The sequence below is a fragment of the Achromobacter sp. 46006 genome, from assembly GCF_059761975.1.
The window spans coordinates 19,922-31,900 of record NZ_JCBANN010000058.1; the positions used below are offsets into that span (position 1 = coordinate 19,922).

The window sequence follows — 11,979 nt, forward strand, 5'->3', positions numbered from 1 at the left end:
GTTCCGCCTGATTAGGCGCCACGGCCGGCCCTGTCCCGCGGTGCCCATTCCGGGCGCCGCCCGTGCAACGAGAGACTCAGCAAAAGGCGTCACCCTCATGAACCGTGAAATCCATGACTTCGTCGCGATCGGCCTAGGCCCCTTCAATCTCAGCCTGGCCTGCCTGTCGGCACCGCTGCCCGGCGTACGCGCCCTCTTCCTCGACAAGAAGCCCGGATTCGACTGGCACCCCGGCATGCTGATCGAGGCCTCCACCCTGCAGAACCCGTTCCTGGCGGACCTGGTCAGCCTGGCCGATCCGCGCAGCGAATACAGCTACCTGAACTACTGCAAGCAGACCGGCCGCATCTATTCGTACTACATGCGCGAGAACCATTACCTCACGCGTGCCGAGTACAACCGCTACTGCAAATGGGTGGCCGCGCGCCTGCCCAACCTGCGCTTCAACAGCGACGTGCAGAGCGTGCTGCACGACCCCGAGACCAACACCTACCTGGTCACCGGCCAGCACAGCGTCAATGGCGAACGCTTCATGGTCCGCTGCCGCAAGCTGGTGCTGGGCCTGGGGTCGCAGCCGGCGCTGCCTGCCTGCTGCGACCGGCGCGAGGCGCCCTACATCCACAGCGCCGAATACCTGCGGCACAAGGCGCAACTGCAGCGGCGCGCCTCGATCACCATCGTCGGCAGCGGCCAGAGCGCGGCCGAGGTGTTCCACGACCTGCTGCGCGACAGCGACGAACACGACTACAGCCTGACCTGGATCACGCGTTCGCCGCGCTTTTTCCAGATGGAGAACACCAAGCTCACGCTGGAGCTGATCTCGCCGGACTACACCAACTACTTCTACGACCTGCCCGAAGACCGCCGCCGCCAGATCCTGGCCGAGCAGAGCAGCCTGTACAAGGGCATCAACGCCTCGCTGATCAACCAGATCTACGACCTGCTGGACGAAAAGATCCACAACGGCGACCGCCGCTACACGCTGCTGACCAATGCCGAACTGCGCGCCAGCCGTTACGACCGCCACGCCGCCCGCTACCACCTGGAGTTCCGCCACGTCGACACCGGGCAGGTGTTCTCGCACGCGGCCGACGGCCTGGTGCTGGCCACCGGCTACGCCCGCAGCATCCCCGCTTGCGTCAATCCGATCCACGACCGCATCGCCTGGGCCGATGACGGCAACTACCAGATCGCCCGCAACTACACCATCGACCACGGCGGCAACGAGATCTTCGTGCAGAACAGCGGCCTGCTCAGCCATGGCGTCACCAATCCCGACCTGGGCTTCTGCTGCTACCGCAATTCGCAGATCCTGCGCGAACTGACCGGCCACGAGCACTACGCCATCGAGCCGCGCACCGCGCTGCAGGACTTCCGCCCGCCGGCCAGCGGCGTGCTGGCGCATCGCGCGGGACAACCCGCGTCGGCGTGCCGCGGCGGCGTGGCGCCGGAATTGATGCCCATGCTGGACGGCCATCGCGCCGCCTCGGTCTGAGTTCCAGGGAGCCCGCCATGATCACCATGACCGCCGCCTTCCTGGGCGAGATCGACCGCCAGGCGCGCAGCCACTACGACGAGGGCGCGGGCCTGGCGCTGCGCCCGCTCGATCCCGCCGGCGATGCCGCCCTGCTGCGCCAGTGGTTCGCGATGGACTACGCGCGCTTCTGGTCGATGCAGACCTTCACCGAAGCGCAGGTGCGCGACTTCTACGAGGCCCTGGTCGACAGCGGCCATGCCGGCGCCTGGCTCGGCAGCCACGACGGCCGCCCGGCCTTCCTGGTGGAATGCTACGACCCTGCCCACGACCAGGTTGGCGAGCACTACCCGGTGCGCCCCGGCGACCTCGGCATGCACATCTTCATCGGCCCGCCGCGCGTGCGCATCCCGAACTTCAGCCGCAACGTGCTGGCCTTCGTGATGCGCTTCATGTTCGACCGCCTCCAGGCCCGGCGCGTGGTGGTGGAACCCGACAGCAACAACAGCAAGATCCATGCGCTCAACCTGGCCATGGGTTTTGTCTATGCCGGCCAGGCGCGTTTTCGCGAGAAGACCGCCAGCATCGCCTTCTGCAGCCGGCAGCAGTTTGAACAGGCCCAACTCCAGGAGTCTTCCCTATGAGCACCCAGCCCCATCCCGCCCAGATCGCCAGCCACCTCGCGCCCGAGGTCTGGGACAAAGTGAACCGCCTGTTGGTGAAGAAGGCCATCTCGGAATATGCCCATGAGTGGCTGCTGGAGCCCGAGCGGCTCGGCCCGGCCGAGGCGCCAGGCTTCGACCGCTACCGCCTGGTGCTGGCCGACGGCCATGCCGAATACCAGTTCGACGCGCAACTGATGGCCATGCGCCACTGGCGCATCCCGCCCGAATCCATCAGCAAGACCATGGCCGGCACGCCCGCGCCGCTGGACGCGCTGCAGTTCGTCATCGAGATCCGCGACAAGCTCGGCATGCCCGAGGACCGCCTGCCGATCTACCTGGACGAGATCACCAGCACGCTGCACGGCAGCGCCTACAAGCACACCCGCGCCGCGCCCTCGGCCGCCGAATTGGCGCTGGCCGATTACCAGACCATCGAGACCTCGATGATCGAAGGCCATCCCAGCTTCGTCGCCAACAATGGCCGCCTGGGTTTCGACGCCGAGGACTACCACGTCTACGCCCCGGAATGCGCCAGCCCGATCCGCGTGATGTGGCTGGCGGTGCACAAGGACAATGCCCACTTCGCCTGCCTGTCGACCATGGACTACGACAGCCTGCTGCGCGACGAACTGGGCGCGGACACCGTCGCCCGCCACACCCAGACCCTGCGCGATCAGGGGCTGGACCCGGCCGACTACTACTTCATGCCCTCGCATCCGTGGCAGTGGTTCAACAAGCTGTCGCTGGCGTTCGCCCCCTACGTGGCCACGCGCAAGATCGTGTGCCTGGGCTATGGCGACGACGATTACCTGGCACAGCAGTCGATCCGCACCTTCTACAACATCAGCCAGCCCGGCAAGCACTACGTCAAGACCTCGCTGTCGATCCTGAACATGGGCTTCATGCGCGGCCTGTCGCCGTACTACATGTCCGGCACCCCGGCCATCAACGAGTACCTGCACGGACTGATCTCGGCCGACCCGTGGCTGCGCCAGAACGGCTTCACCATCCTGCGCGAAGCGGCCTCGCTGGGATTCCGCAACTACTACTACGAAGCGGCCATCTCGGTCGACACGCCCTACAAGAAGATGTTCTCGGCGCTGTGGCGCGAGAACCCGACCGCCCTGATCGGCGCCAACCAGCGCCTGATGACCATGGCGGCGCTGCTGCACGTCGATCCGCAGGGCGGCGCGCTGCTACCGGAACTGATCCGCGCCTCGGGCCTGGACGCCGCCGCGTGGCTGGAGCGCTACGTCGACGCCTATCTCACGCCGCTGGTGCATTGCTTCTACGCCCACGACCTGGTGTTCATGCCGCACGGCGAGAACGTCATCCTGGTGGTCGAGGACCACGTGCCGGTGCGCGCCTTCATGAAGGACATCGCCGAGGAATCGTCGATCCTCAACCCGAACGCCGCCCTGCCCGAGAACGCCCGCCGCCTGGCCGCCGACGTGCCCGAGGAATACAAGCTGCTGACCATCTTCGTCGATGTGTTCGAGGGCTACTTCCGTCACTTGGCGCAGGTGCTGGCCGACTACGGCGTGATGGACGAGGACGCCTTCTGGCAACTGGTGGCCGGCCGCATCACCGCCTACCAGGAGGCGCATCCGGAACGGATGGAGAAATACCGCCAGTACGACCTGTTCGCCCCCGAGATGATCCATTCGTGCCTGAACCGCCTGCAACTGGCCAACAACCTGCAGATGGTCAACCTGGCCGACCCCATCGGCAGCTTCCAGATGGCGCCCAACCTGGCCAACCCGATCGCCCGCTACCGGCCGCAATGGCTGGGCCAGGGCCAGGCCGACACCGCGCGGGCGCTTGCGTGAGCCACGACCTGGACGACCTGCTGGCGCTGACCGGCCGCCTGGTGCCCGGGCTGTCGGGCCAGGTGGCGGCGGCCGGCCCGGGCATCCGCCCGGGCGCCGACAACACCCAGGCCATCGCGCGGTTGCGCGATGTCTGGGAGCAGCGCCATCCGGAGGCCGGGCCGCACTACCTGGCTTTGCGCTGCTGGGGGCTGCTGATCTGGCAGCCCGTCTACCTGAGCGTGATCGCCGCGCACCGCAGCGAAATCGTGCCGGACCTGTCCCGCATGACCCAGCCGGTGCCGGACGACGGCTTCATCATCGGCTACACCCTGGAGCGCCATGCCCCCTTGCGCGCCGGCCTGCGCGAACGCATGCAGGCCGCCGCCGCGCAACTGCGCAATATCTGCGCCACTTTCTACCGCGAATTGACCCAGGTGCTGCGGGTCAGCCCGCGCGCCGCCGAAAGCATGCAGGCCGATTGCGTGCTGTATGCCCTGCTGGCGGCGCGCCATGACGACGGCGACGCCGCCAATGCCTGGGCCCAGCGGCAGGCCGTCGCCTGGATGGACCTGCTGGGCGTGCCCGGACGCAGCGGCTATCTGACATGGCGGCGCGCGGACCTGCCAGTTATCACCGTGGACCGGCAGGTCTGCTGCCATTACTTCCGCAAGCGCGACGGCGACTACTGCAGCACCTGCCCCAAATTGGATCTTGCCGAACGCATGACCCGGATCGACGCCGAGAGCGCCGTGCCCGCCTGAGGGCGGCCGGGCCTTGCATGACGGCACAAGGAGTCGGAAATGACGGACATTGGCCGCCTTGAGCATGTGCGCGAGGCGTTGAGCCCGCTGCACGTTCGGGCCTATTTCGACGAAGCCCTGTTCGCCCGCGAACAGGAACGGATATTCAAGCAATCGGCACTGTACGTGGGCCACGAGAAAGGCGTGCCCGAGCCGGGCGACTGGCGCCGCCTGCCGCACGAGGACGGCGGCCGCGTGCTGGTGCGCAACGCCCAGGGCGTCGAGCTGGTCTCGAACGTCTGCCGCCACCGGCAGGCGTTGATCCTGGGCGGCGAGACCGGCGCGGTCACCGGCCCCGGCAACCCCGCCGGCAACCTGTCGGCCAGCGGCGGCAACATCGTCTGCCCGCTGCATCGCTGGACCTACGACAACCGCGGCCAGATCCTGGGCGCGCCGCAGTTCCCCAGCACGCCGTGCCTGAATCTGCCGCGCTTCCCCTTGAAGAACTGCCATGGCCTGCTGTTCGAGGGCCCGCGCGACCCGCGCGTCGACCTGGGCCACCTGTTCGAGCGGCCGGAATTCGATTTCTCCGACTACGTGCTGGATCACGTCGAGGTGCACCAGTGCAACTACAACTGGAAGACCTTCATCGAGGTCTACCTGGAGGACTATCACGTCGGGCCGTTCCATCCCGGGCTGGGGCGCTTCGTCACCTGCGACGACCTGAGCTGGGAATTCGGCCGCCGGCACAGCCTTCAGCGCGTGGGCGTGCACGATTCGCTGGAAAAGCCCGGCTCCGACGTCTACCGCGACTGGCACGACACGCTGATGCGCTATCGCGACGGCTCGGCGCCCGAGTTCGGCGCGATCTGGGTGACCTACTTCCCCACCCACATGATCGAGCTGTACCCGCACGTGCTGGTGCTTTCCACGCTGTACCCCAAGAGTCCGCAGGAAACCATCAACATCGCCGAGTTCTACTACCCGGAGGAGATCGCGCTGTTCGAACGCGAATTCGTCGAGGCGCAGCGCGCGGCCTACATGGAGACGGCGGTCGAGGATGACGAGATCGGCGAACGCATGGACGCCGGCCGGCTGGCGCTGCTGCGCCGCGGCACTTCCGAAAGCGGCCCCTACCAATCGCCGATGGAGGACGGCATGCAGCATTTCCACGAGTGGTATCGCGACATCATGGGAGACGAGCTGGGCGATTGCGCGGCGCCTTGAGGCGGGTGTCGGGGGAAGTGGGCATGGCGCCAAAAAATGGTGCCGCATGGGTGAGAATAGCTGCAACAATGCGAACATATGTTATTCTCATTCTCACATCGAATGGCTTGTGAACGGCCATCTTAGGGGCTCATCCCGTAACGCGAGTGACGATCTTGAACCCATCACCCTCCCCCGCCCAATTCACCGTCGCCGACTTCAACCGCATGGGCAGCCAGAGCGGTTTCCGGTACCGCCTGCCCCAAGTGGACGGGGCGCGGCGCGGCGACCCGGAAACCCTCTGCATCGCCGAAGGCCGGGTCGAGACCCACGCGATCCGCCCCGGCCTGACACTGGTGCTGTCCGACGTGCGCGTGCACCAGCACTACGAAGCCACCTCGATGATGTCGCCGCGTTTTTCGGCCATCGTCATGCTGCAGGGCAACGCCCAGACCCGCATCGATCGCCATGACGACGTCAGGCTGGCCGCGCACAGCGGCGTCAGCGCGCTGTACGGCGACACCGTCGCCATGACCGGCATCCACGCGCCCGGCCAGCGCCTGCGCAGCGTCAACCTGTCGCTGTCCGACCCGGATGGCGCGGGCGACGACCCGGCCAGCGAGCTGATCTGGAAGGCGCTGCGTTCGCCGTCGCTGCGGCTGCGCCGCTGGCAGGTGCAGGGCCATCTGCTGCAGGCCATCGAACACCTGCTCGATTGCGGCTGGGACGGCCCGCTGCAGGCCATGCTGCGCGAAGGCGTGGCCACGCAGTTGCTGGCGCACGCCCTGGCCACGCTGGAACAGCGCGCGCCGGCCGACAACACCGTTTCCGAGCGCGATCGCCAGTTGCTGGAACGGGTGCGCGAACGCCTGTACAACGCGCCCGGCGAGGAACATACGCTGGACGACCTGGCGCGGCTGGCCTGCATGAGCCCCAGCACGCTGCGCGCCAAGTTCCAGGCCGCCTACCAGCGCTCGGTCTTCAGCTGGCTGCGCGAGCGCCGCCTGGAGGTGGCGCGCGAACAGCTGGCCCAGGGATGCAGCGTGCAGCAGGCCGCGCACTTCGTCGGCTACCGCCACGCCACCAACTTCGCCACGGCGTTCCGCGAACGCTACGGCATCGCGCCCAGCGAACTGAACTGAGCGCCGGCCGTGCACGGCTTCCGGCGGCGCCCATTGCTCTCGCGGCGTTCTCCATTCCTGCAACCCGCCATGCCAGGCGACCATGCGACAGCGCTTCCCAGCCCGGGAAGCCCCTGCCATGGATGCCGTCGTGTCACGCCGCGAACCCCTGCCTTCCTTTCCCGTCATGGTGCTGATGCTGGGCCTGCTGTCCTGTGTCGCCCCCGCCACCATCGACGCCTACCTGCCCGCATTCGGGGCGCTGGGCCGGGAATTCGCCGTTCCGCAGGAAACCGTACAACTGACGCTGGGCGTGTACATGGCGTGCTATGCCTCCATGCTGCTGCTGCATGGCACGCTGTCCGACTCGCTGGGGCGGCGCCGCGTCGTGCTCACGGCGCTGGGGGTGTACGTCGCCGGCGCGCTGATGGCGGCGCTGGCGCCGAACTTCGGCTGGCTGCTGGCCGGGCGCGCGGTGCAGGGCCTGTCGGCCGGCGCCGGCATCGTGGTCGGACAGGCCATCATCCGCGACTGCTACGACGGCGCGGTGGCGCGCCGCGCCATGTCCTACCTGATCCTGGTGTTCAACCTGTCGCCGGCGCTGGCGCCGATCCTGGGCGGCTACCTGGCCGCGCACCAGGGTTGGCGATCCGTGTTCCTGCTGCTGACCGCGCTGGCCGGCGCCGCCTGGCTGCTGTGCGCGCGGCGCCTGCCCGAAACGCTGCCGCCCGCGCGGCGCCAGCCGCTGGCCTGGCGCACGCTGGGCGGCAACTATGCGCGCGTGCTGGGCAACCGGCGCTATGCCGCGCTGGGCGCGGCGTTCAGCCTGCTGTTCGCGGCCCAGGGGTTCCTGATCGGGGCGGCGCCCGATTTCATCGTCAACGTCCTGGGATTGCCGGAAACCGATTTCGCCTATCTGTTCGTGCCGCTGGTGGCCGGCGCCATGGCCGGCGCGCTGCTGGCGGCGCGCAAGGCCGGCCATTGGTCGGACGGGCGCATCACGCGCTTGGCCTATCTGCTGATGGCGGGCAGTTGCCTGGCTTATGTGCTGTACATGGCCGCCGCCGAGCCGCCGCGCCTGCCCTGGGCGGTGCTGCTGCCCGGCCTGTACACCTGCGGCCTGGCCATGGGCGTGCCGGCCATGACATTGCGCATCCTGGGGCATGTGCCGGACTTGTCGGGCACCGCCGCGTCCGTGCTGGGCTTCCTGCAGATGCTGGCATTTTCCGTGGCCAGCGGCTGGGGCGTGCCGCTGGTGTATGGCCAGCCGCTGCGGCTGGCGGCCGCCATGCTGGCCTGCGTGGCCGCCAGCGCCATCGGCTGGGCCTGGCTGCACCGCAGCGGCGCTCCCGTGGCCAAGACCGAGGCCGGCCTGGGCTAGGGTGCCGTCCCGCGGGTTTGGAGCGGGCACATTCGCGCGGCGGCACACCGGGCCAGCGGCATTCTCCATATGCATCGCGTCGTCCGGCATACATCAGCACAACGGTAAAAATCAATAATTCTCATTACCAAATTTTTCAGCCGGAGCTTGTCCTCATGCCGTTCGTACTGCCCCCGCCCGCCGCGCGTCCGCGTCGGTTGCGTCCTCTTGTTCGCGCGATTCAGACGGCCCTGTTCTGCTCCGCCCTCGCCCACCAGCAAGCCAGCGCCCAGCGCGCCACCACCCCTGATGCCGACGATGTCACGCAACTGCCCGCCGTCACCGTCAGCGGCGCCGGCATCCCGGGCACCACCGAAGGCACCCATTCCTACACCACCGATGCCATGAACACGGCCACCGGCCTGACGCTGTCGCCGCGCGAGACGCCACAGTCCGTCAGCGTGGTGACGCGCCAGCAGATCGAGGACCAGGGCCTGCGCGACACCGGCGCGATCCTGGCCAGCGCGCCCGGCATCTCGGTCTCGCGCAACGACAGCAACCGCTTTGCGTTCTCGTCGCGCGGCTTCGATATCGACAACTTCCAGTTCGACGGCCTGAACTCGCCCATCCTCAGCCTGTGGAACTACGGCGCCACCGACATCGACTCGGCCATCTACGACCGCGTCGAGATCGTGCGCGGCGCCACCGGCCTGATGACCGGTTCAGGCAATCCGTCGGCCGCCGTCAACTTCATCCGCAAGAAGCCGCTGCGCGAATTCGCCTTGTCCGGCAGCGCCAGCGCCGGCAGCTGGAACCAGGTCGGCGGCAACCTGGACCTGTCGGTGCCGGTCACCGAAGGCGGCCGCATCCGCTCGCGCTTCGTCGCCGCCTATGACCAGGGCGACAGCTACGTGACCTTCCTGGATTCGCGCAAGCGCACCTTCTATGGGGTTATCAGCGCCGACCTCACGCCGGACACGGTGCTGACCGCCGGCATCGAGTATTCCCGCAACCAGAGCAACGGCTTCGGCAGCGGCTTTCCGCTGTTCTACAGCGACGGCTCGCGCACCGACTTCAACCGCTCGGTGGCCAACAATACCCGCTGGGCCCGCATCGACACCGAGTCCACCACCACCTTCGTCGACCTGACGCATCGCTTCGCCAACGACTGGAAGGTGCGCGCCGCCTACAGCCACAACGATGGCGACTACCGCATGAAGCAACTGTTCCGCGGCGGCTACCCCGACCGCGTCACCGGCGCGGGCATGAGCAGCGCTTACAACAACTACGACGGCGACCGTTCGCGCGACGACATCCACCTGACCGTGTCGGGCCCGTTCCAGTTGTTCGGCCGCAAGCACGAACTGGCGCTGGGCTGGATGAGCGTCAACGACCACAGCAACATCGGCCAATACCTGCAGACCGGCGCCAAGCCGGCCATCGGCAGCTTCTTCGACTGGCGCCAGGATCATATCGCCGAACCCACCTGGGCCGCCAACAAGACGCCCGCCGACGACATGCGCGTCAAGCAGACCGGCGCCTACGCGGTGGGCCGTTTCTCCCTGGCCGATCCCCTGCACCTGATCCTGGGCGGGCGCTGGAGCAATTGGGAAACCAACCAGACCTACTTCGGCACCAAGCGCCAGTACAAGATCAACGACCAGTTCACGCCCTACGCCGGCCTGCTGTACGACATCAACAGCACCTACACTGCGTACGCCAGCTACACGGAGATCTTCCAGCCGCAGAATGCGCGCTCGCCCAGCGGCTCTATCCTGCCGCCGATCGACGGCAAGAGCTATGAGATCGGCTTGAAGGCGGCCTACCTGGACGGCTTGCTGAACGCCTCCGCGTCGCTGTACCAGACCCGCCAGAACAACCTCGCGCAGGCGATCCCCGGGCAATCCGTCATCGGCATGCCCGGCACCCAGGCCTACCGCGCCGTTTCCGGCGCCAAGGTCGAGGGCTTCGAACTGGAAACCAGCGGGCAACTCACGCCAGGCTGGAACATCGGCGCCAGCTACACCCACTTCACCGCCAAGGACGCCGACGGCAAGCCGATCAACACCAGCCATCCGCGCAGCCTGTTCAAGGTCTACACCACCTACCGCCTGCCGGGCGATCTGCACCGCCTGACCGTGGGCGGCGGCGTCGACTGGCAAAGCCGCATCTACCGCTCCGCCGCCAGCCCGCGCGGCAACGTGGACGTGGAACAAGGTAGCTACGCGCTGGTCAACCTGATGGCCCGCTTCGACTTCAGCAAGCAGGTCTCGGCCACGCTCAACCTGAACAACGTCTTCGACCGCAAGTACTACGACCAGATCGGCTTCTACAGCCAGGGCTGGTATGGCGCGCCGCGCAACGTCATGCTGACGCTGCGCGCGCAGTACTGAAGCGGCGGCAGACAACCCGGAAAGGAGTTCCCCGGCACAATGCGTCTGCATCGACTCATCGCGGTGTCCTGGCGGCGCCGCGCTAGCCTGGGCGCGGCGGCGTTGGCCATGGCCTGGACCCTGTCGGCCTGCGACCGCCCCGTGCCGCCCGCTGCCGCGCCGGCGCCCACCGCGGCAACGAGCGCGGCCAACCCCGCGCCGCGCGACGGCGCTGACACGCCGGCCAGCGGTTTTCCGGTGACGCTGGACAGTGCGCTCGGCAAGGCGGTCATCAAGGCCCCGCCCCGGCGCGTCGTCACCCTGGGCCTGGGCGCCGACGACTTGGCGCTGGCGCTGGGCGTGGTGCCGGTGGGCGTGGGCCGCGCCGACTGGGGCGGCGACGCCGACCATTACTGGCCCTGGGTGCGCGCCGCCATCGAGGCCACCGGCCAGCCCCTGCCCGAGCGCATCACGGTATACCCCGAACTGGATATCGAGAAGATCATCGCGTTGCGGCCGGACGTGGTGCTGGCGCCGTTTTCCGGCGTGACGCCCGAGGCCTACGCGCAATTGTCGCGGCTGGTGCCTGTGGTGGCCTATCCCGGCCAGCCGTTCCTGACCCCGGTGGACACGCAGATCGACCTGATCGCCACGGCGCTCGGCAGGCGCGAGGCCGCCGGGCCGCTCAAGGCCCGCATCCACGACGCGCTGGCGCAGGCCGCGCGGCGCTACCCCGAACTGGCCGGCAAGACCTTCGCCTATGTGCGCGCCGACCTGGGCTCGGGCAACTTCGCCGCCTACGTGGCCGGCGATCCGCGGGTCGATACGCTCACGGCCATGGGCCTGGCCCTGGCGCCGTCGGTGCGCGGCCTGCGGGCCAGCGCCGGGCACTTCGCCCACTACCTGGGCTTCGAGCACGCCGACGCGCTCGGCGACGCCGACATCCTGGTGTCCTGGTTCTATACCCCCGAGGAACGCGACCGCACCGCGGCCCTGCCCCTGTATGCCTCGATTGCCGCGGTACGGCGCGGCGCCTACGTGGCGCTGAGCGACCCGGCGCTGGTCATGGCCTCGTCCTCCGGCACGCCGCTGGCGGTGGCCTGGATGCTGGACCGGCTGGCGCCGCAACTGGCGCGGGCCGCGCGCCGTGCCCAGGCCGGCGAGGCTGCGCCCTGATGCCGCCGCGCCAGCCCCGCGCGGCGCGCGCCGATGGCCCGCCCTCCCACACTC

9 protein-coding genes are annotated in these 11,979 nt (G+C 68.2%); all 9 read left to right on the plus strand.

Annotated features, from left to right (window positions below):
• Positions 1–97 precede the first annotated feature (97 nt).
• Entirely contained in the window at positions 98–1,495 is a 1,398-nt protein-coding gene (locus AC6LKG_RS21590) for a lysine N(6)-hydroxylase/L-ornithine N(5)-oxygenase family protein (protein ID WP_498167974.1), read from the plus strand.
• 17 nt (positions 1,496–1,512) lie between these two features.
• Positions 1,513–2,118, plus strand: a complete 606-nt coding sequence (locus AC6LKG_RS21595) for a GNAT family N-acetyltransferase (RefSeq protein WP_498167976.1) — start codon at positions 1,513–1,515, stop codon at positions 2,116–2,118.
• Positions 2,115–3,968, plus strand: a complete 1,854-nt coding sequence (locus tag AC6LKG_RS21600; protein ID WP_498167979.1) for an IucA/IucC family protein — start codon at positions 2,115–2,117, stop codon at positions 3,966–3,968. Before AC6LKG_RS21595 ends, AC6LKG_RS21600 begins: the two co-directional genes overlap by 4 nt.
• Positions 3,923–4,711, plus strand: a complete 789-nt coding sequence (locus AC6LKG_RS21605) for a siderophore ferric iron reductase (protein ID WP_498167982.1) — start codon at positions 3,923–3,925, stop codon at positions 4,709–4,711. Before AC6LKG_RS21600 ends, AC6LKG_RS21605 begins: the two co-directional genes overlap by 46 nt.
• 39 nt (positions 4,712–4,750) lie before the next feature.
• The gene (locus tag AC6LKG_RS21610) at positions 4,751–5,917 is read left to right on the plus strand and encodes an aromatic ring-hydroxylating oxygenase subunit alpha (RefSeq protein ID WP_049073899.1); all 1,167 of its coding nucleotides are present in this window, start codon (positions 4,751–4,753) and stop codon (positions 5,915–5,917) included.
• A gap of 206 nt (positions 5,918–6,123) precedes the next feature.
• A complete protein-coding gene (locus AC6LKG_RS21615; RefSeq protein WP_498167987.1) occupies positions 6,124–7,038 on the plus strand; it encodes a helix-turn-helix transcriptional regulator in 915 nt (304 codons plus the stop codon).
• A gap of 130 nt (positions 7,039–7,168) precedes the next feature.
• Entirely contained in the window at positions 7,169–8,398 is a 1,230-nt protein-coding gene (locus tag AC6LKG_RS21620; RefSeq protein ID WP_498167989.1) for a multidrug effflux MFS transporter, read from the plus strand.
• 167 nt (positions 8,399–8,565) lie between these two features.
• A complete protein-coding gene (fauA, locus tag AC6LKG_RS21625; protein ID WP_498167992.1) occupies positions 8,566–10,770 on the plus strand; it encodes a TonB-dependent alcaligin siderophore receptor FauA in 2,205 nt (734 codons plus the stop codon).
• Between the two features lie 39 nt (positions 10,771–10,809).
• Positions 10,810–11,925, plus strand: coding sequence for an ABC transporter substrate-binding protein (locus tag AC6LKG_RS21630; RefSeq protein WP_498167985.1), 1,116 nt, complete (start codon positions 10,810–10,812; stop codon positions 11,923–11,925).
• The last annotated feature ends 54 nt before the right edge of the window (positions 11,926–11,979 follow it).